Below are 24,716 nucleotides of genomic sequence, written 5' to 3'. Positions count from 1 at the left end.
ACATCGCGCGCAGGCGAGGAGCGCAGGCGTCAGCCCGCAGTCACCTCACGCGTCCGATGGGAAATCATTCTCCGGACCACCTCCCTTCATGTGTGCTCGCAACCTTAGGAAACGGTCCGGCGGACGACAAGCGGTTTTTTTCCGCCCCGCGGAGCACGGCCGCGCGGCCATCGAATTTCGTGAAGTTCCTGTGTCGTCGGTCACACAGGGGTTGAATGTCCAGACGTGCAGTCATTCGATGCGACGCCGCAGCTGCTCGCCGCGCTCCTCGACGGCATGGAGGCCGGACTCTGTGCCCTGGACCGCGACGGAGTGATCACGCACTGGAACTCCGAGGCCGCCCGCATCCTGGGCTGGACCGCGGAGGAGGCCGTCGGCCGGCACGGGTTCGCCGGCTGGGCCGCACGCACCGCCGACGCCGAGGAGGTGCGCGAACGGCTGCTGGGCGCCATGGCCGCGGACGGCCGCCAGGTCCACGAGTTCGCGCTGCTGACCAAGGACGGCCGCCGGGTGCTGGTGCGGACCCAGGCCGCCGCGGTGCACGGCTCAGACGGGCGCCCCGCGGGGGTCTACTGCGCCTTCTCCGAGGTGCACGCCCAGATCGACCTGGAGCGCTCGATAGCCCTCAGCGAGGCGCTCTTCGACGACGCGCCGTGCGGGGTCGTCCTCGTCGACGCCGACCTGCGTCCCGTCGTCGTCAACGCGTACGCCGCCCGCGCCCTGCGCACCAGCCGGGACGCGCCGCTCGGGCGGCCGCTGGGCGACTTCCTCGACCAGGGCGCGGAGGAGCTGGAGAGCGCCCTGCAGCACGTGCTCTCCGAGGGCGCGCCTCCCGCCCCCAGTGAGCTGTGGGTGGGGCTGCGGGCGGACGGCGGCGCACGCTGCTGCTGGCGCAGCGGCTTCGTGCGGCTGGGCTCGCCGCTGGGGGAGGAACCGGTGCCGCTCGGCGTCGGGTGGCTCTTCCACGACGTCACCGACACCAAGCTCGCCGAGCAGGAGGCGGCGCGGCTGCGCTTCCGCAGCAACCAGCTGCACCGGGCCGCGCTGGCCGTCGCCGAGTGCGAGGAGCCCCTGGAGGCGGCCACCTGCTACGTGGACTTCGCCCTCGCCGGGTTCGCCGAGCACGCGCTGCTCGACGTCCTCGCGCCCGACGGGGCGCGGCTCGTGCGGGCCGCCGCCACGCCCTCCGGTGGCGCGGGGCCCTGCCTGCCGGTGTCCGGCGGCATCCCGGTGCGGTACGGGGAGGGGCACCCGGCCCTGCAGGCGGTCGCCCGCACCGGCTCCGTCCGGGCCGGCTTCGGGGCCGCGGCCGCCGATCCCGCCTCACGGGCCCAGGTCGACAGCTGGGCCGCCGCCAGGCGCTGGCCCGAAGGCACCGTCCACGGACTGTGCGCCGTGCTCCGCAGCCGCGGCCGCACACTCGGCGTGCTGACCTTCCTGCGCGGCCAGGGCCGCCGTCCCTTCGACCGGGCGGACGCCGCCTTCGCCGAGGACGTCGCGCTGCGGGCGGCGGCCTGCCTCGACCTGCCGCCGCGGGCCTGACCGCGGGCTCAGTGCCGGTAGAAGATCCGGTCCGCGTACTCCTCGAAGACCTTCGCGTTCCACTCGTGGCCGCCGTCGACGTTGCCCGAGCGGAGCATGGGCGGGGTGACCCCGCGCCCTGCCAGGTCCGCCGCGGCCGTGGCCACGACGGCCTGCATCAGCGCGCTGGTCACCACGGTGGAGGCCGGGCCGAAGGGGGCCGGGATCCCCGGCACGGACAGCTCGGCGTCGCCAGGCGCGATCTTGCTGTCGACCACGACGTCGCAGTGGTCCTTCAGGAAGGTGCCGCTCGCGTGCCGTGAGTGCGTCTCCTTGGCGTACGCCACCGATGTGACGCCGACGACCTTCATCCCGAGCGCCTTGGCCTCCTGCGCCATTTCCACCGGGAGCGGGTTGCGGCCGGAGAGGGAGATGATCACCAGGAGGTCGCCCGCCCGTGCGGGGGAACTGCGGAGCACGACCCGGGCCAGCCCGCCGACCTGTTCGAGCGCGCTGCCCAGGGTGGCGGGGACGACGTCCACGCCGACCGCGCCGGGCACGGCCAGCAGGTTGACCAGGGCGAGGCCGCCCGCGCGGTAGACGACGTCCTGGGCGGGGAGCGAGGAGTGCCCGGCGCCGTACGCGAACACCCGCCCCCCGGCCGCCACGGTGTCCGCGAGCGCGGCCGCGGCCGCCTCGATCCCCGCGGACTCCTCGTCCCTCACGCGCCGCAGCAGTGCGATGGCGGCGTCGAAATATGTGGCGGCCAGATCGGTCATGCCGAGAACCGTGCTGCCGCGGCGTCCGCCTGTCAACCACAGGGCCCGGTTGTCGGTCGCATGCGTCAGAATTGAGTCCAGGGCCACGTACGAGCCATCGAGGGGCACGCATGTCCGGACTGATCGACACGACGGAGATGTATCTCCGCACCATCCTTGAGCTGGAGGAGGAGGGCGTGGTCCCCATGCGCGCCCGAATCGCCGAACGGCTCGACCAGAGCGGACCGACGGTCAGTCAGACCGTCGCGCGCATGGAGCGGGACGGACTGGTGCACGTCGCGGGCGACCGGCATCTGGAGCTCACCTCCGAGGGCCGGCGGATCGCCACGCGCGTGATGCGCAAGCACCGGCTGGCCGAGTGCCTGCTGGTCGACGTCATCGGGCTGGAGTGGGAACACGTCCACGCCGAGGCGTGCCGCTGGGAGCACGTCATGAGCGAGGCCGTCGAGCGCCGCGTCCTCGAACTGCTGCGGCACCCGACGGAGTCGCCGTACGGCAACCCGATCCCGGGCCTGGAGGAGCTGGGCGAGAAGGACGGCGCGGACCCGTTCCTGGACGAGGGCATGGTCAGCCTGACCGACCTGGAGACGGGCCAGGCGGGCGCGAGCGTGGTCGTGCGGCGGATCGGCGAGCCGATCCAGACGGACGCCCAGCTCATGTACACGCTGCGGCGGGCCGGTGTGCAGCCGGGCGCGGTGGTGTCGGTGACCCCGTCGGCGGGCGGTGTGCTGGTCGGCAGCGGCGGCGAGGCCGCGGAGCTGAGCGCGGAGACCGCCTCGCACGTGTTCGTCGCCAAGCGGTAGGGGCGTTCTCACCGATCTTCGCGGATCTTCGCGGATCTTCGCGGATCTTCGCGGCGTCGCGACGCGTCGTGTCGTGGGAGTAGCCGGCACCGGGGTGGTCGTCCGAGGGACCCCGGCGCCTCCCCATGCGCCGGAGTCCCTTCCTCCCCCGATTCCCCCGTCCCCTCCCCTGGGCCCCGTGGAGACCACCCGGATCCCCGAGCTGTCCGGGTGGCTCCCCGCTGCCCGTCTTCCCCGCCGGGCCGCGTCCCGCTGAAGTCCTCCCCTCGGCGCGGGCCGGCAATCCTTGAGCGTTGTCACTCGAAAGAGCGGTGTTGCGCGCGTGAAGACGCGTATCGAACAGAATTTCGATAGCGTGGGGGTCTGAACGTCACGTACCAGGGGGTGCGGCACATGGCCAGGCGCGTCGAAGTCACCGGAGCGGGCGGCCTCCGGCTCACGGCATGGGAGTACGCCGACAGATCCGCCCCCGCCACCGGGCCCGGTGGCGCGCCCGAGGAGGCGCCGCGGCCCGCCGTCCTGCTGCTGCACGGCCTGATGGGACGGGCCTCCCAGTGGGCCGGCACCGCCCGCCGGCTCGCCGGCCGCCACCGTGTGGTGGCCCTGGACCAGCGCGGCCACGGAGGCAGCGCCAAGCCCGAGGGGCCTTACACGCGGGACGCCTACGTGGCCGACGCCGCCGCCGTCGTCGAACAGCTGGGGCTCGCCCCGGTCACCGTCGTGGGGCACTCGATGGGTGCCCTCACCGCCTGGCAGCTCGCCGCGTGCCGTCCGTCGCTGGTGCGGGCCGTGGTCCTGTGCGACATGCGGGCGGTGGCGCTCGGGGAGGCGAGCCAGCGCCGCTGGGAGGACTGGTTCGGGGCCTGGCCGCTGCCCTTCCCCGGCCCCGAGGCGGTGCGCCGCTGGTTCGGCGAGGAGGATCCCTGGCTGGAGGGCTCCCGTCCGGCCCGCGGGGAGTTCTTCGCCGAGGTGATGGAGGAGCACCCCGACGGCTGGCGCCCGGTGTTCGAGCGGCGGCACATGCTGCGTTCCCGGGAGTCCTGGATCCACGACGCCCACTGGGACGAGCTGGGCCAGGTCTCCTGCCCCGCCCTCGTCGTGCGCGGCTGGGACGGCGAGCTGGGCCGCGCCGAGGCCCAGGAGATGGTGCGGGTGCTGCCGCGGGGCTCGTACGCGGAGATCCCCGACGCCGGGCACCTCGTGCCCTGGGACCAGCCCGAGGCCTGGTGCGCGGCGGTCGAGACCTTCCTGGCGGACGTCGCGGACCTGCCGGTCTGCCAGGCCTGATCCGGCGCCCGGCCGGCCGCCGGCCGGGCGGGCGCCCGGGCCTCAGGCGAAGACGACCGTGCGGTGGCCGTTGAGCAGGACGCGGTGCTCGCTGTGCCACTTCACGGCGCGCGCCAGGGCCTGGCACTCCACGTCGCGGCCGATGGCGACCAGCTGCTCCGGGTTGACCTCGTGGCCCACCCGCTCGACCTCCTGCTCGATGATCGGGCCCTCGTCGAGGTCGGCGGTGACGTAGTGCGCCGTCGCGCCGATCAGCTTCACCCCGCGGGCGTGGGCCTGGTGGTAGGGCCGGGCGCCCTTGAAGCTGGGCAGGAAGGAGTGGTGGATGTTGATGATCCGGCCCGACAGCTCCTTGCAGAGGTGGTCCGACAGGACCTGCATGTAGCGGGCGAGGACGACCAGTTGGACGTTCTCCTTCTCCACCAGGGAGAGCAGCTCCGCCTCGGCCTCGGTCTTGTTCTCCTTCGTCACCGGGATGTGGTGGAAGGGGACGTCGTAGGAGCCCACCAGCTCCGCGAAGTCGGCGTGGTTGGAGACCACGGCGGCGATCTCCACCGGCAGCGCGCCGATGCTGGTGCGGAAGAGCAGGTCGTTCAGGCAGTGCCCGAACTTGCTGACCATGAGGATGATGCGCATCCGCTCGTCGGAGGGCGTGATCTGCCAGTCCATGCCGTAGGCGTCGGCGACGGCCGCGAAGCTGGCCCGCAGCTTGTCGGCGGTGACCGGGTGGCCCGCGGAGAAGTGCACCCGCATGAAAAACAGCCCGGTGTCGTGGTCGCCGAACTGCTGGCTGTCCTCGATGTTGCACCCGGTCATGAAGAGGTAGCTCGACACGGCGTGCACGATGCCCGCCTTGTCGGGGCACGACAGCGTGAGGATGTACTGCTGGGCCTGTGGCTGCGACTCGTCGGCGGCGTTCACGGGGCTAGGGTCGCACAAAGTCGTCCCGCGGTCCCGAGCCGTCCGCCAGGCGGGCGTCCCATGTGTCGTCGCAGGTGGCAGCCCGCCGGCTCGCCGCCCGTGCGGCGCCGCGGACGGCGGCCGGGACGGCTCAGGCCGTGCGTGTGTAGATCTTGAGGATTTCCAGTGAGCGCGGCGGCGTGTCCGGGTCCTCGCCGTCCCCGGTGGCCATCCGCACGTGCGCCTCGCGGGCGGCCCGCACGGCCTCGGGCCATGCGTGGTGCTCCAGGTACCCGGAGACGGCAGCGTCCGCGCCCACCTGGTGCAGTATCTTCAGCACCCGCAGCACGGCCACGTCGACCAGGGCGGCCTCCTGGGAGTCCCGGAAGACGGTGCCCACGTACTTCTCCGCGGACCAGTTGTCCAGCCAGGTGTCCTCGACCAGGCGGTAGACGGCGTCGGTCACGTCGCCGTAGCCCGGCTGCCCGGCGAGCCAGACCTCACGCTGGAACACCGGGTCGCTGATCATGTGCAGCGCGGAACGCACGTTCGCGCGCCAGCGCCACCAGGGCATGTCGTTGAGCGGCATGCCCCCCATCGTGGAGGAGCGGGTGCCGCGGCGGGAAGACTTCTCCGTACTCTGCACAGTGCACGATCGTACGTGCTCCCGGGTCCACACACTCTGTTCACCCGATGGTGACCCTCCGTTCCCTTGTGTTCACCCCAGCGTTGCGGCAAACGCGGAATCTTCCCATTCCATGAGTAATCGGCGTACGCGCAGAGCCCTTCCGTTCGTGTCGGCGGTGGCAGGCGTCGCCCTGCTGGCGGGATGCGGCACGCTCCCCGGCGGAACCGGCGGCTCCACCGGCCCGATCGTCGTCATGACATGGGCGCCGCAGAACACCAACGCGACCAACATGCCGGGCATGCCGGCCATGGCCAAGACCTTCGCCAAGTACGTCAACGCCCGCGGCGGCATCGCCGGCCGGGAGCTGAAGGTCGTCACCTGCAACGACCACAACACGGCGCTCGGCGCGGGCGACTGCGCGGAGCGGGCCGTCGACGAGGGCGCGGTCGCCGTCGTCGGCTCCTACAGTCAGTACGGCTCCGCCTTCACCTCCACCCTCGAGGCCGAGGGCATCCCGTACCTCGGTGGCTACGGCATCACCCGGGACGAGTTCGAGAGCCCGCTCTCCTACCCCGTCAACGGCGGGCTGCCCGCGCTGATGGCCGGTGCCGGCCGTCAACTGGCGGGCAAGTGCGACAAGGTGAGCCTCATACGCCCCGACACCGCCGCCGGCGACGTCTTCCTGCGCTTCCTGGACGCCGGCCTGCGCGACTCGGGCCGCACCAGCGCCACCGACCTGCGCGCCGCCGAGGACGCCACCGACTACAACAAGATCTCCGACCAGGCGATCGGCGCCAACAGGCCCGGCGACTGCGTGAGCGCCGTGCTCGGCGACAAGACCGCCACCTTCTTCGACGCCTTCCGGCGCAAGAGCACCACCGACCCGGTCACCGGAGCGGTGGCCGGTCCCAAGGCGCGGATCGCCTCCGTCCTCGGCAGCGTGCAGCAGTCCACCCTCGACAGCACGGGCGGCAGGAACAGCCCGCTGGAGGGCGCCTACGTCACCGGCTGGTACCCGCCGGCCTCCGACTCGCGCTGGGCGCCGATGCGGAGCACCATCAAGCGGTACGCCTTCGGTGACAACGACATCGACCCGAACGACCCGGGCGTGCAGACCACGTGGATCGCCTACACCGCCCTCACCGAGGTGATCGAGAAGATGGGCAAGGACCAGACGGTCACGGCTGCGACGCTGAAGAGGGCGCTGGACAAGGCGCACGACGTCTCCACCGACGGCCTCACGCCCCCGCTCGGCTGGCGGGAGCAGGACATGGCCGCCATCATCGAACAGCCGCGCCTGGTCAACGGCCGGGTCACCTTCCAGAAGGTCGAGAAGGGCCAACTGGTCGCCGCGCGCAAGGGCTTCGTGGACGTGACCGAGGTCCTGGAGAAGGCCCCGGGCTGACGGCTGACGGCTGACGGCCGGCCGAGCTGCCGGGCGCACGGCGCGCCCGGCAGTCCACGGGCGCCGGCGTGGTGCGTGCCGGGGAAGCGGGAGCGCCGGCGGCCACGGCCGCCGGCGTTCCGGTGTTCCACGGGGGCCTGGGGGCCTGCCTCAGAGCTGGCTGCCCTGGTGCTGCGTCAGCCCGTACTTCTTGGCGATGGGGTTCCACAGCGCGGCCGCGCCGGCCTTGGCCTGCGAGGCGGTGCCGCTCTCCTTGTTGCCGGCCGTGAACTCGGGGGTCGGGCGCGCGCGTTCGTGGCGGCAGAGCTTCTTGTTGCCCTTGAGCTGGTCGGCCCAGGCCGCGTAGTGGTTGTCGGCGGCCGCGGAGGCCGTCCACGCCTTGTTGAGGGCGTTGGTGAGGGCCTGGTGGTTGGGGAGCTGGTCCACCGGCAGCGACTTCAGCTGCGCCATCAGGTCGTTGCGCTGCTGCGCGGCGGCCCGCAGGTCGGCGGCCGCCCCGTCCAGGTTGCGGCAGCCCTTGACGTTCTCGACCGCGTTGATCACCGAGGTGCGGTTGCTGCCGCTCGTCTTGAGCAGCGCCTCCAGCCCCTCGGCCTGCTTCTGCGCCGCGTCCTTGCCGCCGCCGCCCCCGGAGGATGCCGGGGCCGAGGCACTCGACTGGGGCGCCGGGGACTGGCCCGCGGTCGGGCTGTCGTCGTCCCCGCCGCTCATCAGGGCCCCCGCGAGGAGACCGGCGACGGCGCAGCCGCCGACGACGATGCCGATCAGCGCGGCCGGGGTGAGCCTGCGGCGGGTCGGGGCGGGCTCGTCGTAGTCGTAGGACGGCTGCGGCGCGTAGGCGGGCTGTCCGTACGCGGGCTGCGCGTAGTCCGGGGACGCGGCGTAGCCGGGCTGCGGGGCGGGCGGACCGTCCTGGCGGTACAGGTGCCCGAAGTCGTCGTGGGGCTGCTGCGCCGGCTGCATCCCGTCGTGGCCCTGGTGGCCCTGAGGGCCGTTCGGGTAGCCGTAGCCGGAGGCCTGCTGCGGCGACTGCGCGTCCTCGAAGCGCGGCAGGTGCTGGGTGGCGTCCGCGTCGGCCGGGGCGCCCGGGTGCATGCCGTACGGGGCCGCCTCGGGCATCGGGTACGGCGGCAGGACCTGTGTGGCGTCCGCCACGGGGCCGGGCTGGAACTGGGGCGCCGGGGGCTGCTGCGGCTGGTGGGACGGCATGGGCGGGCCGGCCTGCGGGTACGGCGGGAAGAGCTGTGTCGCGTCGGTGTCCGGGAGGGACTGCTGCGGGGCGCCGTACGCCGGGGGCTGCTCGCCCCAGGGCTGGCCGGCCGCGGGGCCACCCCACGCCGAGGTCGCTCCCGGGCCGGGTATGCCCCCGTCCGCGGGCAGCACCACGCCCTCGTGCACCTCCGGATACGCCTCGTCACCGCGTCCGCCGTGCATCACCGGTACCTCTGCCTTCTCCGTCGCTACGGAATCGTCGGCTCACGCTACCGGGTCCGCTCCGGGCCTCACCACGCCGCGGTGGGTCCTGTGGGCTGCGGGTGGTCGTCCCGCCGCAGAACAGGGAACCCCTACCGGCGGGTTGATGTCGTTCCCGTAACGATTCGGTGGACGGGGGCGCACGACGCCCCCGTCCCCGTGCCGTCACGCCGCCAGCTCCTCCTCCTCCAACCGGGCGTCGAACTCCCGGACGGCGCTCTCGGCCGCGTACGGCTGCAGGCGCAGACGGAGGTCGTCGAGGTACTCCGCACCGCGGTTGGTGCGGAGCGTGGCGAGCATTTCGACGGCCCTGGCACCGGTGTGGCAGGCCTGCTCGACCTCCCTTTGCTGGACCTGGGCCTGGGCGAGCAGCAGCAGGCCGATCGCGCGGCGGCGGGCCTTCTCCGGGGCGTGTCCGGCCAGTGCCTCCTCGGCACGGCGGACCGCCTGCGGCGCCTGGTTGAGGTCACGGTGGCAGTGGGCGAGCTCGTCTGCGAGGTAGGCCGGGCCGAAGTGCCGGATCCAGTCGGGGTCGTCTCCCGGCTCGGAGCGCTCCAGCGCCTCCACGGCCTGTCCGGCGACGGCGCCGCAGGCCCGCGCGTCACCCATCAGCGCGTGGCCGCGGGCCTCCGCCGCGTAGAACATGGCCTGCGCGGTGGCGGTGACCTGACCGCGGGCGCCCTCCTGGGCGGCGCGGGCCAGTTGGGCGATCTCGCGCGGGTTGCCGAGCTGCGCGGCGAGGTGGCTCATCCCGGCGGCCAGGACGTAGCCCCCGTACGCGCGGTCGCCCGCGGCCTGGGCCAGCCGCAGCGCCTGGATGTAGTAGCGCTGCGCCAGGCCGGGCTGTCCGGTGTCGACGGCCATGTAACCGGCGAGTTCGGTCAGCCGTGCGACGGCGGAGAAGAGCTGACGCCCCGTCGCCTCGCGGTAGGAGCCGGCGAGGAGCCCGGAGACCACGCTGTTGAGGTAGTGCACCACCACGGGGCGCACATGACCGCTGCCGAAGCGGTGGTCGAGTTCGTTCAGCGCCCGGGTGGTGGCCCGTACCGCCTCGACGTCGGACATGCCGACGCGCTGCCCGCCGGCCCGCGCGACCTGCGTGTCGGCCCGGGTGATCAGCCAGTCCCGGCTGGGCTCGACCAGGGCCGAGGCCGCCACGCTGGAGCCGGTGAGGAAGTCCCGGCGGCCGACGTCGCTCCGCCACAACTCGCAGACCTGCTCGATCGCGCCGAGCACGGTGGGCGAGAAGTGCAGACCGACGCCAGTGGCCAGGTTCTTGCCGTTGGCCATGCCGATCTCGTCGATGGTGACGGTGCGGCCGAGCTTGCGGCCGATGGCCTCGGCGATGATCGCCGGGGCCCGGCCCCGCGGTTGCTGGCCGCGTAGCCAGCGGGCCACGGAGGTCTTGTCGTAACGCAGGTCGAGGCCGTGCTCCGCGCCGCACATGTTGACCCGGCGGGCCAATCCGGCGTTGGAGCAGCCTGCCTCCTGGATCAGTGCCTGCAGCCGTTCGTTCGGCTGCCGGGCGACGAGCGGTCGTGCGGCCATGGGCTCCCCCTCACAGCTGCCGCTTTGGGGACCTCAAGATCCCTTCCCGAAGATCCCTTCCCGGTACGCGCCACTCAAATGCCCCGCAAACGACATAATTTACGGAGGGATGCATGCTTACACACCCAAGGGTGACTACCCGGATGCCGGACCTCCCCCACCGCGCGCCCCCGCTTGTGCTCCCGTGCGCCCGGCATGAGCCGCGAGGCCGGGACGTCACCGCCCGTAACCCGCGCTGGGCAGCGCAGTTGTGAAGGTCGTGGAAGACACCGTGGAACACACCGTCCCAGCCCCGCGGCGGATCGCCGGCCAACTCCTCGACGCCGCCGTCGGGTACGCGGAGGAACGGCACTGGGACGTGCTGCCCGGTGCCTGGCTCGTGGAGGACGCCGCCCCCTTCGGCCGCGGCGGCCCGCGCACCCCGCGCTGTTCCTGCGGTGACTCCGTCTGCCCGGTGCCCGGGGCGCACCCGTCCGGGCCCGGCTGGGTGGGCGAGGCGAGCGGGAGCGGTCCCGCGGTGCGCCGGATGTGGCTGCGGCAGCCCCACGCGTCGGTCCTGCTGCCCACCGGGCGCACCTTCGACGCGATCGACGTCCCGGAGGACGCGGGCTGCCTCGCGCTGGCCCGCATGGAGCGCATGGAACTGCCGCTCGGCCCGGTGCTCGGGACCCCGTCCCGCCGGATGATCTTCTTCGTGCTGCCGGGGGCCACCGCCAAGGCGCCGGACCTGCTGCGCCGGCTCGGCTGGGCGCCCTCCTCGCTCGACCTGGTGGTGCGCGGCGACGGCGACTGGGTCCCGGCCCCGCCCACCCGGCTCGGCACGGGCGGTGTCGTCCAGTGGGTGCGCCAGCCGACGGCCCTCAACCGGTGGCTGCCGGACACCGAGGAGCTGATCTCCCCCCTCGCGTACGCCTGCGGCCGCGGACGCTAGCCGGGCCGCACCCCCCTCGGCATAGGCTGGGCGGATGCCGAACGCATCCGTCGCGCCCGCCGTGCGCGTCCATGGGCTGTGGAAACGCTTCGGGCAGCAGGTCGCCGTCGCCGGAATCGATCTGACGCTGCCCGCCGGGCACTTCGTGGGACTCGTGGGGCCCAACGGGGCGGGCAAGACCACGACCCTGTCGATGGTGACCGGGCTGCTGCGGCCCGACGACGGCCTCATCGAGGTCGGTGGCGCCGACGTCTGGCGCGACCCGGTCGCCGTGAAGTCCCGCATCGGTGTCCTCCCCGAGGGGCTGCGGCTCTTCGAACGGCTCACCGGCCGCGAGCTCCTGGCCTACACCGGCCGGCTGCGGGGCATCCCGGGTGCGGAGACCGACCGCCGAGCCGCCCAGCTGCTCGACGTCCTCGACCTGGCCGGCGCCGCCAACAAGCTCGTCGTGGACTACTCGACGGGCATGCGCAAGAAGATCGGCCTGGCCGCGGCACTGCTGCACAACCCCGAAGTGCTCTTCCTGGACGAGCCCTTCGAGGGGGTCGACCCCGTCTCCGCCCAGGTGATCCGCGGGGTGCTGGAGCGCTACACCGGGTCCGGGGCGACGGTCGTCTTCTCCTCGCACGTCATGGAACTGGTGGAGAGCCTGTGCGACTGGGTGGCGGTGATGGCCACCGGCCGGATCGTGGCCCAGGGCCCGCTCGCCGAGGTGCGCGGGCCTGCGCCGACACTGCAGGACGCCTTCCTGACCCTGGTGGGCGCCCGCGACCGCGGGCCGGGGCAGGACCTGGACTGGCTCGGCGGGGCGAAGACGCCGGCGGCGCGCGGCGCCGGGCACGCCGCGGGCGGCGCGGGCGCGGGGGCGACGGACGATGGGAACGGCGGGAACGGCGGGGACGGCGGGGACGGCGGGGACGGACCGGCCGGGGCGAGCCGGTCGTGACGGGCACCTTCGTACGGCTCAAGCTGTCGGTCCTCCGCAACGGGCTGCGCCAGTCCACCGGCCGCCGGGTCGGCTGGATCATCGGCACCCTGGTGTCCCTGCTGTACGCGCTGGGCATGGGCGTGGGGCTCGTCTTCCTGCGCGGGAACGAGTACGCGCCCTCGGCGGCCATCGGCCTCGGGGTGCTGCTCGGGGCCGGCTGGGCCGTCATGCCGCTGTTCGTCTTCGGCGGCGACGACACCCTCGACCCGACCCGGCTGGCCATGCTGCCGCTGCGGCCGTGGCCGCTCGTCCGGGCGCTCCTGGTGTCGTCGATGGTCGGCGTCGGGCCGCTGCTGACGCTCCTGGTGACGGCCGCCGCGGCGGTGTCCGTCGTGGCGGGGGCCGCCTCGGTGGTGGCCGCGGTGCTCGCGGTACCGCTCGCCGTGCTGCTGTGCGTCGCCCTGTCGCGGGCCGTCGCCGCGGCCAACACCCGGCTGCTGACCAGCCGCAAGGGGCGTGACCTGGCGGTGCTCAGCGGCGTGGTGATCGCGGTGGGCGCCCAGCTGGTCAGCCTGGCCGCCAACGCGCTGACCTCCGGGAACGGTCTGCAGCGGATCAGCGCCTTCACCGGTGTGCTGCGCTGGGTGCCGCCGGCCTCGGCGCTGGACGCGGTGCGGGCGGCGGGGGAGGGCTCGTACGGGCTCGCGGCCGCCGAACTCGCCTGGACCGGGGCGGTGCTGGGCCTGGTGCTCGGGTGGTGGCACACCAGTCTGGACCGGCTCATGACCCGCCCGGACGCCTCCACGCTGCAGGCGGGCCCGTCGAGCGTCCGGGAGACCCGCTTCCGGCTGTTCCCCGAGGGGCGCACCGGCACGGTCATGGAGCGCCAGTTCCGTTACGCCTGGCGCGATCCGCGGACCAAGGCCGCCTGGGCCACCGCGCTGGCCGTCGGGTTGCTGCTGCCGCTGGTGTCGGCGGTGCAGGAGGGCAGCGTCTACACCGCCTGCTGGGCGGCCGGACTGCTTGGGCTGCAGATGTACAACCAGTTCGGCATGGACGGCTCCGCCTTCTGGACGGTCGCCGCGACCATCTCCTCCCGCACGGACGCGTACGCGGAACTGCGCGGACGGGCCCTGGCGATCGCGGTGGTGGGCGTCCCGTACGTGGCCGTCGTCACCATCGGCGCGGCCCTCCTGCTGGGACGGGCCGACGCGGTGCCCGAGACGCTCGGGCTCTCCTTCGCGCTGCTGGGGGCGCTGGTCGCCACCGGCGCCTGGGCGAGCGTGCGCTTCCCCTACTCCATGCCGCAGGAGAACCGCTTCGGCAGCGCCGCCGCGCCGGGCCAGACGAGCCTGGCCTGGCTCAGCCTCGTCGGCGGCGCGCTGACGGGCGCGGTGATCACGCTTCCCGTGCTCGGCCTGCTGATCTGGCTCCACGTCTCGGGGCGTCACGACGCGCTGTGGCTCCTCCTGCCGCTCGGCGGCCTGTACGGCGCCGCGTTCGCGGTGCTGGGGGTCCGCACGGCGGCCCCCCGCCTCTTGGGCCGCCTGCCGGAGGTGCTGACGGCGGTGAGCAAGGGCTGAGGCCGCCCTGGCGGGCCCGTGCGGCGCAGGGCCTACAGGCGTGACAACGATGCCGTGGCGTGCAGGACGTCCCGGATCGCCGCGCCGTCCCCGTCGCGGCCGGCCGCGATGCGGCCGGGGGAGATGTGGCCCGCGGCCAGCTGGCAGAAGTCGAGCTGGTCGACGGCGATCTCGGCGACCACGGCCTCGGGGGTGCCGATCGCGCCGGGCGAGTCCAGGGAGATGTACCAGTGGCCGCCGCCGGAGCCCTCGACGTGGAGGTCGAGGGTGCGGCCGGGGGCCCCGGCCCGTACGAGGCGGGCCGTGGACTCGGCCAGCCCCGCCTGGCGGAGCGCGGCCAGGGCGGTGGGCAGCATCCGGGCCGCGAGGTCGATCATGCGGTTGAGGTGCGGCGCGGCCGGTGGCCCGTACTCGGGGTAGTCCAGGGCCTGCGCGATGTCCTCGGCGTGGATCCAGCACTCGAAGGCGCGGTCGATCAGGGCGTCCCGCATCGGCACGACGGCGTCGGCGAAGTCCACCGGCAGCCCGCCGGTCGCGGAGCCGGCGAAGGACAGTGTCCGCACGATGTCCCTTGTCTGGGTGCGCCACTTGTTGCGGACGAAGGCGTGCGTGTGGCGGCGGCAGCGCTCCCCGGCGAGCTCGGTGCGCTCCAGGCGCGTGCGGGGCGCGCCCGGGCCGAGCGGGTCGTCGAGGCCGAGGGCGGTGGCCACCACGCCGTCCACCGACCCGAGGTGGGCGAGGACGCCGCAGAGCGTCAGTTCGCGCGTCCCCCCGGCCCAGATCAGCTTGACGGGCATGTCCCATTCGGGCTCGCCGAGGTCGGCGAGGAGCGCGTCCAGGCGCGCCGTCTCGGCGTCGTACGGAGCGGCCCACTCGGGGACGGGGATACGCGCCGGGCGGCGGCCCAGGCACCCCTCCAGGACGCGGGCGCGCAGCAGCGGGTCGAGGTCGAGGGACTCCTCCTGGTGCAGCAGGCCCACCGCGCGGCGCAGCCGCTCCGCCTCCTCTGCGCAGGGCGCGCAGTCGGCGAGGTGGGCCTGGACGGCGCCGGCCTCGTCACGGGAGCAGGCCGACAGCGCCCACGCGCCCAGCAGCGAACGCAGCACGTGGTGGTCGTACTCCGGGGGTCCTGGACGCACGGGCTCCCTCAGGGGCTCGCTCCGGAGCTCGCTCTGGGGCTCCTTCACGGGGTCACGCTCCGGCCCGCGCGCCGTCCCCGCCGCCCGCGCGGTGTCGTACGCGGGCGCGTCCGGCGAGGACGGGGGCACCGGCGCGGCCTCCGGCAGCGGGCCGTCCTCGGCGGCGCCGCGCGGCATCGGCACCCGGGGCAGGTTGGTCCCGGGCGGAGGAGTCTCGCCGTTCCCGGCCGGTCCGTTCACAGGGACCTTCCCTGGTGCGAGGAGTCCTGCACGGCGGTGGAGAGCAGCTGGAGCCCGAGCCGCAGGCGCCGGCGCGCCTCGTCCTCGGTGACCCCGAGGTCGGCGGCCGCCTCGCGGTAGTCCATGCGGCGGCGGTAGGCGAGATCGAGCGCCTGGCGCAGGGGCTCGGGCATGGAGGTCACGATGTAGTCGGCGCGGGCGGCCGTCGATGCCTCGCGGACCCGGGTCTCGACCTGCTCTGGGGTGCCGGCACCGAGGTTCTCGGACTGGCGCAGCCGGTGGACCGCCTGGCGCTGGGTGAGTCCGGCGATCCAGGAGCGCAGCGAACCCTGCTTGGGCTCGTAGGCGTCCGGGTTCTCCCAGATGTAGCCGAAGACCTCGCGGGTGATCTGGGCGGCGGCCTCCTCGTCGTCCATGACGCGGTGGGCGAGGCTGTGCACGAGGGAGGCGTAGCGGTCGTACAGCTCTCCGAGCGCGGCCTCCTCGCCGCGCGCGAGCCGCTGCTGCATCTTGCGGTCCCAGCGGGGTGGTGCGGATGCCGCCATCGCGTCTCCCCCTTTGTCGCCGTCGCCCTACTACGGTCGCACTGCCTCGGATCGAATGTATCCGCCGATTGCTGCCACGTACGACGCCTTGCGGCAAGCTTCTGCCATAACTGATCGATTCTGGTAATGCGTTACCCGGGTGTGACCGGAACATTGCGGGGAAGCGGCCTGGGCGGGGCATAGGGTCTGTACGACCGCTGCCGGGAGAAGGGCCAGACAGTGGCATTGCAGGTGTTGCAGGACGAACGGGACGGTTGGCTGATCCTGACCGTTTCGGGGGAGATGGATCTCGTGACCGCGCCGGTGGTGCGCCAGCACGTGCACGACGCGGTGGCCGACGGGCGGCACAGTGTGGTGCTGGACCTGGCCGGGGTCCACTTCTGCGACTCCAGCGGTGTGGGCGTGCTGATCGCCGCGCGGCGCCTGATGCGGTCCTGTGCCGGGCAACTGCGGCTGATCCTCCCGCGGAACAGCCCCTCCGACGGCGTCGCACACGTCAACCGGGTGCTGGCCGCGCTCGGCGTACGCCGGCTCTTCGAGGTCTTCCCCGATCTGGAGGCCGCCACCGACGACGCGGCCCGGCCGATGTCGGCCTAGGGCCTCCGCGCCGCGCGGGCGAGCGGGATCTCCGACTTCCGTGTGAGCACTCTCACATTCGGTGTCCGCTTCGTCCATGAGGCGCCCCTGGAGGGCCGATTGCGGGCTGCTGGGCGAAATCGGCGCAGGATGCACCTTTCGCCCGACCCCGGCCCGGGTTACCTTCGTGCGCAGAACACGTGTTCAAGGTTCTGTCCGGCGGGTGGGGGCGTTCGTTCGGAGGTCTCCACTGCCCATGCTCGATCTCGCGGGTGCATGGGACCACTTCTCGTGGTCCCTCCGTCATGTGCACTGGTACGGAGTGGCCGTCGGTTCCCTCCTCGCCGTCAAGCTGCTGCTCTCCATCCGCCGGCGCCGCCGTCCGGAGCTCACGTTCGACAAGCCGGTGTCCCGGCTCCGGATCCACGGCGTGATCACGGTCTACAACGAGGCCCCGGCGATGCTGCGCGGCTGCCTGGAGTCGGTCCTCGCGCAGACCCTTCCGCCGCACTCCCTCACCGTGGTCGACGACTGCTCCGAGGACCAATCGGCGCGGACCCTGATCGAGGAGATGCGCCCGCAGTTCCAGCGCGCCGGGATCCGCCTCGACTTCGTCCGCTTCCCCGACAACCGCGGCAAGCGCCACGGCCTCGCCGCGGGCTTCGGGCAGGAGCCGCTCGCGGACGTCTACCTGTGCATCGACTCCGACACGCTGCTCGACCGGCACGCCGTCGCCGAGCTGGCCCGGCCCTTCACCAAGCGCCGGGTCCAGTGCGTCACCGGGCTGGTGCTCGCCCACAACCGCGGCACCAACCTCCTGACGCGCCTGATCGACATGCGGTACGTCAATGCCTTCCTCGGCGAGCGGGTCGCCTACTCCCGCCTGGGCTCGGTGCTGTGCGCCTGCGGGTCGCTCGCCATGTACCGCGGCTGGGTCGTCCGCAAGCACCTCGACGACTTCCTCGACCAGCGGTTCCTGGGGCGCCCCGCGACCTTCGGGGACGACCGGCGCCTGACCTACTACTGCCTCACCGAGGGGCTCTCCCTCATCCAGCCGTCGGCCGTCGGCTACACCGACGTCCCCGAGCGCCTGGGCCACTACGTGCGCCAGCAGATCCGCTGGGGCAAGTCGTTCATCCGCGAGGGCTTCCTGCTGCTCGTCAAGTTCCGGCTGCACCGCATGTACTGGTGGCTGAACCTCGTCGAACTCGTCACCTGGGTCGCCTTCACCGCGGGGCTGCTCGCGGCGCTCGTCGCCGTCCTGATGCACCCGCGGGGCTGGACGTTGCTGGCCGGCTACCTCGCCTACATGTGCGTCATGGCCTGGGTGCGCTCCGTCCACTACCTGCGGGGCGCCGCGCAGGTGGGGATCGTCGACCGGGTGCTGACCTTCCTCGCCGCCCCGCTCTACGCCCTGCTCAACATCGGCCTGCTGCTGCCGCTGCGGCTGTGGTCCCTGGCGACGCTGCGGCGCACCAACTGGGGGACCCGGGCCCGGATCGAGGTCGGCGGCGCCCACGACGACGTCGCCTTCCAGCCCGCCCCGCAGCCTCTCCTGCCACGCCAGCGCCGGGAGTCCGCCGGGTACGACTGGGACCCGTGGGACGCGTCCGCGCATCCCGGGACCGCGCACGCCCGGACCGTGCCACCGGCCTTCGGCGCCTTCGGGCCCGTGCGCGACACCGCCCCGTAGGCGGCGCGTCCGTTCCGTTGCGGTCCGACCGCGTTCCCCGGACCGCATGGCATGCCCTCGGCATCGCCCCTCCACCGTGCTAGGAGCCTCCGTGGGTTCTGCCCGCCCCTCCGTCCGCCCTTCCGCCCGGCCCGAGCGCCCCGTCCCCTCCGGGCGCGGCAAACGGCGCCGCCCCGTCCGGAGGGCGGCCGGGTGCCTGCTGCTGGCGGCCGCCGTCGGCGCGGGCGTCACGGCGCTGTACCCCGCCTGGCGTGAGGGCAACCGGCCGCCCCCGGAGCTGACCGTCCGCTACAAGGCGGGCACGCCGGTGTCCGCGGCCACCGCCCGGCCGTGGCTGGAGGTCGTCAACACCTCCGACCACCGGGTGCGCCTGGCCGATGTGGCGGTCCGGTACTACTTCACCCAGGACGGCGGCTCCCCGTACGCGTTCAACTGCGTCCAGGCCTCGGTCGGCTGCTCGGACGTCGACGGGCGGACCGTCGCCATGGACCGTCCGACGCCGACCGCCGACCACTACCTCGAGGTCACCTTCGCCAAGGCCGCGGGAACGCTGGCACCCGGCGAGAAGAGCGGGGCGATCGGAGTCCAGCTGTACCGTCCCGGCGGAAAGGTGGACCAGCGCGACGACCGGTCGTTCAGCGCCGGCCACGACACCTTCCGGGCGTCGAAGCTGGTGACCGGCTACCTGGACGGCAGGCGCGTATGGGGCGACGAGCCGGGCGGCGCCGCCGCCGCGTCCTCCCCGGGCTCCGCCATGGGCGCGGCGCGTCCGGCACCGCCCTCCGGGATCGTCTTCGACGACTTCCGCTACAGCGGCCCCCGGGACCCGGCGCTGCGCGCCCACGGCTGGCTGGTCCGCACCAGCGCGGGCGGCCCCGGCATCCAGGACACGTGGTCGGCGGGAGGCGTCAGCTTCCCCGCGGACCGGGACGCCCTCGGCGGCCAGGTCCTGCGGCTGCGCGCCGCCACCGACGGGACGCGGCGCGGCACCACCCAGGCCGAGCTGCACACCACCGGCACGAAGTTCCTGACCGGGACGTTCGCCGCCCGGATCCACTTCGCGGACGAACCGGAGAGCGGCCGCAACGGCGACCACATCAACGAGACCTTCTACATGATCTCGCCCCACCAGCACGCCAGGTACAGCGAACTCGACAACGAGTACCAGCCCAACGGGGGCTGGGGCGCCCCCGGCCCGCGGCTCGACACGACGACATGGCGCAGTGCCAGGGAGGGGGACCGGGTCACCCGGGCGACGACGTCCAGCCTCAAGGGGTGGCACACCCTCGTCACCACCGCGGCGCACGGCGTGGTGACCTACAGCCTCGACGGGCACGAGCTGTTCCGCACCGGGGGCAAGTACTACCCGACCCAGAACATGTCCGTGAACTTCAACGCGTGGTTCGTGGACCTGCCGTTCACGGGGAAGCGCACCTGGGACATGCAGGTCGACTGGTTCTACCACAACGCCAGGAAGGCCCAGTCCCTGACGGAGGTGGAGAAGGCGGTCGACGGCCTCGCCGCGGGCGGCAAGGGGTACGTGAACACGGTCCGCGAGCCCTGAGCCGGTGCGGCGGCGAGGCCGGTCCGGGTCAGGAGTCGGCCGGGGCGGGGCCCAGTGTGGTGGTGCCGATCGCCGCACGGTGGCCCAGACCCGTCCGGTAGGCGTCCAGCGCGGCCTCCACCCGGCCGGAGCGGCGCAACAGGTCGCCCAGCAGCCGGCAGATGTCCGCCAGGTCCCCGGCGGCACCCGCGCGTTCCAGCAGCGCCAGGGCGGACACGTAGTGCTCCTCCGCGGCCTCCGGGTCGCCGCGCTCCTCCGCCAGCAGCCCGAGCAGCCGGTGCGCGCCGCCCGCGTGGACGGCGCCGCGCCACGGGCCCAGCTCGTCCAGCAGCCGGGTCAGCAGCTCCTCGGCCTCGGCGGGCTTCCCGCGCCGTCGCAGCACGTCCGCCAGCTCCACCTCGACCTGCACCGTGAACAGCACGGACCGGCCGGCCGACAGCATGTCGCGGGCGGTGCGCAGCTCGCGCTCGGCCTGCTCCAGGTCGCCGTCCTGGGAGTGGACGTAGCCGCGCATCCAGTGGCAGTGGGCCAGGTCGGTGTGCAACTCCAGCCGCTGGAAGAGCTCCTGCGCCTTCGCCAGCGACGCCTCGGCCTCGCCGGTGCGTCCCGCGACGATCAGTGTGCGCGCGATGCTGCGGTGCATCTGGGCCACGAGTGCCGGATCGCCCGCCCCGGGCGCGAGGTTGAGCGCCTGCTCGGCGGCGTGTGCGGCCCGGGCGTAGGCGCCCAGGTCGGTGTAGGGGCCGATGGCCGCGATGTACAGCATCAGCAGGGCGTCGGGGTCGGGCGGGGCGCCGTCCGGCGTGGTCCCCCGCTCGAGCCGGGTGATGCCCTCCTCCAGCAGGTGGGAGGCGTAGCGCACCTCGCCCGCCAGCAGGTGGGAGACGGCCCTGCCGCGCAGCGCCGCGGCGCGGCGGGCGTCGGGGGCCGTGGGGTCCGCGGCCAGCAGCCGCTCGGCCGTCTCGAAGTGGACGCGCGCCTCGGCGAGTTCGCCCGCGTCCAGTGCGGCGTCGCCGAGCCGGAGCAGTTCGAGGGGATCCTGCGGGCCGTCCTGCGGGCCGCTTTCCGGACCTGTGCCGGGACCTTCCTCCAGGCCGTCCTGCGCCCGGTCCTGGCCGTCCTGTGTGCCCACCGTGACCCTTCCCCTCTGGAACTCTTGCGGAGGAGGTTACGCGGCTTTGCGCCGGACGTGCCTCACGCTTTCGTAAAGCGCTCCCTGAGCTTGTACTTGAGGACCTTGCGAAGGGTCTCGTTCCGGGGCAGCGCGTCCACCACCTCGAGCTGTTCCGGCAGTTTGTGGACGGCCAGACCCGCCTCGCGGAGGAACGCCGTGACCTCGGCGAGGCTGAGCGGTCCCGCGTCCCGCGGCTGCTCGACGACGGCGCAGACGCGTTCCCCGCGCTCGGGGTCGGGCAGGCCGATCACGGCGGCTTCGGCGACGCCGGGGTGGGCGTAGAGGAGTTCCTCGATCTCCCTGGCCGAGACGTTCTCACCCTTACGGATGATGATGTCCTTGAGGCGCCCGGTGAGGACCAGGTAGCCGTCCGGGGTCAGCCTGCCGACGTCCCCGGTACGCAGGAAGCCGTCCGCGTCGAAGGCCCGCTCGGTCAGTTCCGGGTCCGTGTAGCCCTGGCACACGGCCTCGCCGCGCAGTCGTACCTCGCCGTCCTCGGCGATGCGTATCTCCATGGCGGCGGGCGGACGGCCCTCGGTGGCGGCGAGCCGGTCGACGGGGTCGCGGGGCGAGCCCATGGTGATCATCGGGGCCTCGGTCATGCCGTAGCCGTGCGCGAGGGCGCAGCCGAGGTCGCGGACCACCTCGTGGTAGAGCTCGGGCGGCTTGGGGGCGCCGCCGCCGGACAGCAGGCGCAGGGTGGGGATGATCCTGCCGCCCGCGGGCTGCTTGCGCTGCTCGGCGAGGAAGAGGGAGTAGAAGGCGGTGCTGCCGCCCGCCATGGTGACCCCGTGCCTGCGGTAGGCCTCCAGGGACTCCGGGAGCGAGAAGTGCTCCAGCAGCAGGGCCGGGAACCCGCACAGCAGCAGCATGACCAGGTAGTCGGGGCCGCCGATGTGCGCGTACGGGAAGGCGACGGAGCCGACGTCGTCCGGGCCCAGTTCCAGGGCGAGGGCGAGGCAGGAGCCGCCGGCGATGAGGCTGCGGTCGGTGTGCAGCACGCCCTTGGGCTCGGAGGTGGTGCCCGAGGTCCAGTAGATCCAGCGGACCCGGGTGCCGTCGGCGGGCGGGTCGGGGAGGGAGCCCGGATCGCCCTCCGGGAGGGAGTCGTAGGCCTCCAGGACGTCGTGCGCGCCGAGACGGTGCGCCATCGCGGTGTGGTCGAAGCCGCGCCATGCGCCGGGGACGGCGAAGAGGGCGGGGCTGGTCTGGCGCAGGATGTGGCCGACCTCGCGGTCACGGTAGAAGGGCATGATCGGGGTCTGCACGGTGCCCAGCCGGGCGAGGGCCGCCGAGAGGACCACCGTCTCGATCCGGGTCGGCAGCTGCCAGGCCACCGGGGTGCCGGGCCGGACGCCCCGGGCGTGCAGCCCGGCGGCGACCCGTTCGGCGCGGTCGTGCAGCTGCCCGAAGGTCAGCCGGCGGTCGTCGGTGTCGAGCAGTGCCGGGGCGTCGGGGGTCAGGGTGGCCCGCCCCGCGATGAGCGCCCAGAGGGTCGGCGAGTCGCCCAGACTTCGCATCTCTTCTCCTCCCGGTAGGCCAACTGACGGAACGTCAGATGGCTCGCCCGGAGCGTAGGTGCCCGGCCGGGCGCGGTCCAGGGTCCGCGCGTCTTCGATGGACGGTCCGGGGTGGTCGGCGTACTGTAAATCTGACGGTCCATCAGATTCAAGGAAGGGCGGGGAGCGATGGAACTGCCCCGGATCATCAGCGTCGACGACCACGTGATCGAACCCGCGCACCTCTTCGAGACCTGGCTGCCGGCGAAGTACCGGGACCGCGGTCCGCAGCCGCTGACCGCCGGGATCGGGGAGCTCGCCTACGTGGGCGGCAAGTACCAGATCACGATGGACCCGGACGGACCGCCGACCGACTGGTGGATCTACGAGGACCTGAAGTTCCCGTACAAGCGGAACATCGCCGCCGTCGGCTTCGACCGGGACGAGATGACCCTGGAGGGCATCACCCGCGAGGAGATGCGGCGCGGCTGCTGGGACCCCAAGGCCCGGCTCGCCGACATGGACCTCAACCACGTCGAGGGCTCGCTCTGCTTCCCCACCTTCCCGCGCTTCTGCGGCCAGACCTTCGCCGAGGCCAAGGACAAGGAGGTCGCCCTCGCCTGCGTCCGCGCCTACAACGACTGGATGGTCGAGGAGTGGTGCGGGGACAGCGGCGGCCGGCTGATCCCGCTCTGCCTGATCCCGTTGTGGGACGTGGGCCTGGCCGTCGCCGAGATCCGCCGCAACGCGGCCCGCGGCGTGCGGGCCGTCACCTTCAGCGAGATCCCGACCCACCTGGGACTGCCGAGCATCCACTCGGGCTACTGGGACCCTTTCTTCGCCGTCTGCGAGGAGACCGGGACGGTGGTCAACATGCACATCGGCTCGTCCTCGCAGATGCCGGCCGCCTCCCCGGACGCGCCGCCCGCCGTCCAGGCTTCGCTCTCCTTCAACAACGCGATGGCCTCGATGATGGACTTCCTCTTCAGCGGGGTGCTGGTACGCCATCCCCGGCTCAAGCTCGCCTACAGCGAGGGGCAGATGGGCTGGATCCCCTACGCCCTGGAGCGGGCCGACGACGTCTGGGAGGAGCACCGGGCGTGGGGCGGCGTGCGCGACGTGGTCCCCGAGCCGCCGTCCACCTACTACTACCGGCAGATCTTCTGCTGCTTCTTCCGCGACAAGCACGGCGTCGCCTCCATCGACGTCGTCGGCCGGGACAACGCGACCTTCGAGACCGACTACCCGCACGTCGACTCGACCTTCCCGCACACCAAGGAGGTCGCCCTCGACCATGTGAAGGGCCTCGACGACGAGACGGTCCACAAACTGATGCGCGGCAACGCCATCCGCATGCTGGGGCTGGAGCCGGACCGGTGGACCTGACGTACACCGAGGCGGAGCAGGCGTACCGGGACGAGCTGCGGGCCTGGCTCGCCCGGACGCTGCCGGCCCTGCCGCCCGCCCCCGATCCCGCAGACTGGCCCGCCCGGCGGGCGTACGACACCGGCTGGCAGCGGCTCCTGCACGAGGCGGGCTACGCCGACGTGCACTGGAACGCCGATCCGGCCCGGCGGCTGATCTTCCTGGAGGAGACCGAGCTGGCCGGGGCGCCCTACGTCGGCGCGAACTTCGTCGGCCTGCTGCACGCCGGGCCCACCATCGCCGCCCAGGGGACGGCCGGCCAGCGGGAACGCTGGCTGCCGCCGGTGCTGCGCGGGGACGAGGTCTGGTGCCAGGGGTTCAGCGAGCCGGGGGCGGGCTCGGACCTGGCGTCCCTGCGGACGCGGGCGGTGCGCGACGGCGACGCCTACGTGGTCACCGGGTCGAAGATCTGGACCTCGCACGCCGAGGTCGCCGACTGGTGCGAACTGCTGGTGCGCACCGACCCCGACGCGCCGCGGCACCGCGGCATCAGCTGGCTGGCGATGCCGATGGACCTGCCGGGCGTGACGGTACGGCCGCTGCGGACCCTCGCCGGGACGACGGAGTTCGCCGAGGTGTTCCTGGACGAGGTGCGCGTGCCGGTCGCCAACCGGGTCGGTGCGGAGAACGACGGCTGGCGGGTCACGATGGTGACCCTCTCCTTCGAACGCGGCACCGCCTTCGCTGGGGAGGTCGTCGCCTGCCGGCGGACGCTGCGCGAACTGGCCCGGACCGCCCGGGGGACGGGGGCCTGGGACGACCCCGTACTGCGGCGCAGGCTGGGGCGCCTGGCGGCGGAGTTCGGCGTCCTGTGGCGGCTCGTCCAGTGGAACGTCAGCGCCGGCGCCCCGGGCGTCGGGGGCTCGGTCCTCAAGCTGCGTTACTCGCACGCCCGCCAGGAGCTCTACGACACAGCCGCCGAGATCCTCGGCCCCTCCGGGGCACTGGACGCCGACCGCCCGTGGACGTCGGACCGGCTCTCCGCGCTCTCCTACACCATCGCGGCGGGCACGTCGCAGATCCAGCGGAACATCGTGGCCGAGCGGATCCTCGGCCTGCCGAAGGGGGCGTGAGC

Annotated in this window: 21 protein-coding genes; 12 read left to right on the top strand and 9 right to left on the bottom strand. The window is 73.3% G+C overall.

Annotated features, from left to right (window positions below; genetic code table 11):
• The first annotated feature begins 225 nt into the window (after nt 1-225).
• Complete coding sequence (locus ACFW3D_RS09095; protein WP_500503046.1) at nt 226-1,542, top strand: PAS domain-containing protein; 1,317 nt, start codon at nt 226-228, stop codon at nt 1,540-1,542.
• 8 nt (nt 1,543-1,550) lie between these two features.
• On the opposite strand, the gene ACFW3D_RS09090 is transcribed toward ACFW3D_RS09095, so the two are convergent.
• Nucleotides 1,551-2,300, bottom strand: a complete 750-nt coding sequence (locus tag ACFW3D_RS09090; protein ID WP_500503044.1) for an SIS domain-containing protein — start codon at nt 2,298-2,300, stop codon at nt 1,551-1,553.
• A 110-nt stretch (nt 2,301-2,410) separates the two neighbouring features.
• On the opposite strand from ACFW3D_RS09090, the gene ACFW3D_RS09085 reads away from it, so the two are divergent.
• Both ACFW3D_RS09085 and ACFW3D_RS09080 read left to right on the top strand, forming a co-directional pair.
• Nucleotides 2,411-3,103, top strand: coding sequence for an iron-dependent transcriptional repressor DtxR (locus ACFW3D_RS09085; protein ID WP_500503042.1), 693 nt, complete (start codon nt 2,411-2,413; stop codon nt 3,101-3,103).
• A gap of 393 nt (nt 3,104-3,496) precedes the next feature.
• Nucleotides 3,497-4,390, top strand: coding sequence for an alpha/beta fold hydrolase (locus tag ACFW3D_RS09080; protein ID WP_500503040.1), 894 nt, complete (start codon nt 3,497-3,499; stop codon nt 4,388-4,390).
• Between the two features lie 42 nt (nt 4,391-4,432).
• On the opposite strand, the gene purU is transcribed toward ACFW3D_RS09080, so the two are convergent.
• Nucleotides 4,433-5,311 carry a formyltetrahydrofolate deformylase gene (purU, locus tag ACFW3D_RS09075; RefSeq protein ID WP_500503038.1) on the bottom strand — a complete coding sequence of 293 codons (879 nt, stop codon included), beginning with the start codon at nt 5,309-5,311 and terminating at the stop codon, nt 4,433-4,435.
• A 130-nt stretch (nt 5,312-5,441) separates the two neighbouring features.
• Nucleotides 5,442-5,888: an SCO4402 family protein gene (locus tag ACFW3D_RS09070; RefSeq protein WP_500503229.1), complete on the bottom strand. Its 447-nt coding sequence runs from the start codon at nt 5,886-5,888 to the stop codon at nt 5,442-5,444.
• 196 nt (nt 5,889-6,084) lie between these two features.
• On the opposite strand from ACFW3D_RS09070, the gene ACFW3D_RS09065 reads away from it, so the two are divergent.
• Nucleotides 6,085-7,323: an ABC transporter substrate-binding protein gene (locus ACFW3D_RS09065; protein ID WP_500503036.1), complete on the top strand. Its 1,239-nt coding sequence runs from the start codon at nt 6,085-6,087 to the stop codon at nt 7,321-7,323.
• Nucleotides 7,324-7,473: 150 nt separating this feature from the next.
• On the opposite strand, the gene ACFW3D_RS09060 is transcribed toward ACFW3D_RS09065, so the two are convergent.
• Nucleotides 7,474-8,757 carry a hypothetical protein gene (locus ACFW3D_RS09060; protein WP_500503034.1) on the bottom strand — a complete coding sequence of 428 codons (1,284 nt, stop codon included), beginning with the start codon at nt 8,755-8,757 and terminating at the stop codon, nt 7,474-7,476.
• 204 nt (nt 8,758-8,961) lie between these two features.
• Nucleotides 8,962-10,344, bottom strand: coding sequence for an NsdA family TPR-like regulatory protein (locus tag ACFW3D_RS09055; protein WP_500503032.1), 1,383 nt, complete (start codon nt 10,342-10,344; stop codon nt 8,962-8,964).
• A gap of 250 nt (nt 10,345-10,594) precedes the next feature.
• Here ACFW3D_RS09055 and ACFW3D_RS09050 point away from each other — a divergent pair, with 250 nt between their 5' ends.
• The 3 genes from ACFW3D_RS09050 to ACFW3D_RS09040 are packed head-to-tail and all read left to right on the top strand — an operon-like array spanning nt 10,595 to nt 13,786.
• Entirely contained in the window at nt 10,595-11,275 is a 681-nt protein-coding gene (locus ACFW3D_RS09050; RefSeq protein ID WP_500503030.1) for a bifunctional DNA primase/polymerase, read from the top strand.
• A gap of 34 nt (nt 11,276-11,309) precedes the next feature.
• Entirely contained in the window at nt 11,310-12,221 is a 912-nt protein-coding gene (locus ACFW3D_RS09045) for an ABC transporter ATP-binding protein (RefSeq protein WP_500503028.1), read from the top strand.
• On the top strand, nt 12,218-13,786 hold the full coding sequence (locus ACFW3D_RS09040) for a transporter (protein WP_500503026.1): 1,569 nt from the start codon (nt 12,218-12,220) through the stop codon (nt 13,784-13,786). Before ACFW3D_RS09045 ends, ACFW3D_RS09040 begins: the two co-directional genes overlap by 4 nt.
• A 32-nt stretch (nt 13,787-13,818) precedes the next feature.
• On the opposite strand, the gene ACFW3D_RS09035 is transcribed toward ACFW3D_RS09040, so the two are convergent.
• Entirely contained in the window at nt 13,819-15,165 is a 1,347-nt protein-coding gene (locus tag ACFW3D_RS09035; RefSeq protein ID WP_500503024.1) for a maleylpyruvate isomerase N-terminal domain-containing protein, read from the bottom strand.
• The gene (locus tag ACFW3D_RS09030) at nt 15,162-15,710 is read right to left on the bottom strand and encodes a sigma-70 family RNA polymerase sigma factor (RefSeq protein ID WP_500503022.1); all 549 of its coding nucleotides are present in this window, start codon (nt 15,708-15,710) and stop codon (nt 15,162-15,164) included. Before ACFW3D_RS09030 ends, ACFW3D_RS09035 begins: the two co-directional genes overlap by 4 nt.
• A 219-nt stretch (nt 15,711-15,929) precedes the next feature.
• Here ACFW3D_RS09030 and ACFW3D_RS09025 point away from each other — a divergent pair, with 219 nt between their 5' ends.
• The 3 genes from ACFW3D_RS09025 to ACFW3D_RS09015 all read left to right on the top strand — a co-directional run bounded on the left by ACFW3D_RS09025 (nt 15,930) and on the right by ACFW3D_RS09015 (nt 19,543).
• A complete protein-coding gene (locus tag ACFW3D_RS09025; protein WP_500503020.1) occupies nt 15,930-16,307 on the top strand; it encodes an STAS domain-containing protein in 378 nt (125 codons plus the stop codon).
• A gap of 235 nt (nt 16,308-16,542) precedes the next feature.
• The gene (locus ACFW3D_RS09020) at nt 16,543-17,979 is read left to right on the top strand and encodes a glycosyltransferase family 2 protein (RefSeq protein ID WP_500503018.1); all 1,437 of its coding nucleotides are present in this window, start codon (nt 16,543-16,545) and stop codon (nt 17,977-17,979) included.
• A gap of 91 nt (nt 17,980-18,070) precedes the next feature.
• Nucleotides 18,071-19,543 carry a cellulose binding domain-containing protein gene (locus ACFW3D_RS09015; RefSeq protein WP_500503016.1) on the top strand — a complete coding sequence of 491 codons (1,473 nt, stop codon included), beginning with the start codon at nt 18,071-18,073 and terminating at the stop codon, nt 19,541-19,543.
• Between the two features lie 28 nt (nt 19,544-19,571).
• Here ACFW3D_RS09015 and ACFW3D_RS09010 read toward each other — a convergent pair whose 3' ends face one another.
• Together ACFW3D_RS09010 and ACFW3D_RS09005 are read right to left on the bottom strand one after the other, a co-directional pair.
• Entirely contained in the window at nt 19,572-20,675 is a 1,104-nt protein-coding gene (locus ACFW3D_RS09010; RefSeq protein WP_500503014.1) for a tetratricopeptide repeat protein, read from the bottom strand.
• 62 nt (nt 20,676-20,737) lie between these two features.
• Nucleotides 20,738-22,237, bottom strand: a complete 1,500-nt coding sequence (locus tag ACFW3D_RS09005; RefSeq protein WP_500503012.1) for a class I adenylate-forming enzyme family protein — start codon at nt 22,235-22,237, stop codon at nt 20,738-20,740.
• A 168-nt stretch (nt 22,238-22,405) separates the two neighbouring features.
• On the opposite strand from ACFW3D_RS09005, the gene ACFW3D_RS09000 reads away from it, so the two are divergent.
• Together ACFW3D_RS09000 and ACFW3D_RS08995 are read left to right on the top strand one after the other, a co-directional pair.
• Nucleotides 22,406-23,602, top strand: a complete 1,197-nt coding sequence (locus ACFW3D_RS09000; protein WP_500503011.1) for an amidohydrolase family protein — start codon at nt 22,406-22,408, stop codon at nt 23,600-23,602.
• Complete coding sequence (locus ACFW3D_RS08995) at nt 23,593-24,714, top strand: acyl-CoA dehydrogenase family protein (RefSeq protein ID WP_500503009.1); 1,122 nt, start codon at nt 23,593-23,595, stop codon at nt 24,712-24,714. The genes ACFW3D_RS09000 and ACFW3D_RS08995 overlap by 10 nt, the downstream gene beginning before the upstream one ends.
• Nucleotides 24,715-24,716: the final 2 nt, after the last annotated feature.

Source organism: Streptomyces sp. NPDC058864 (genome assembly GCF_042742985.1).
GTDB lineage: Bacteria > Actinomycetota > Actinomycetes > Streptomycetales > Streptomycetaceae > Actinacidiphila.
This window is presented reverse-complemented; position numbering and strand designations above follow the sequence as displayed.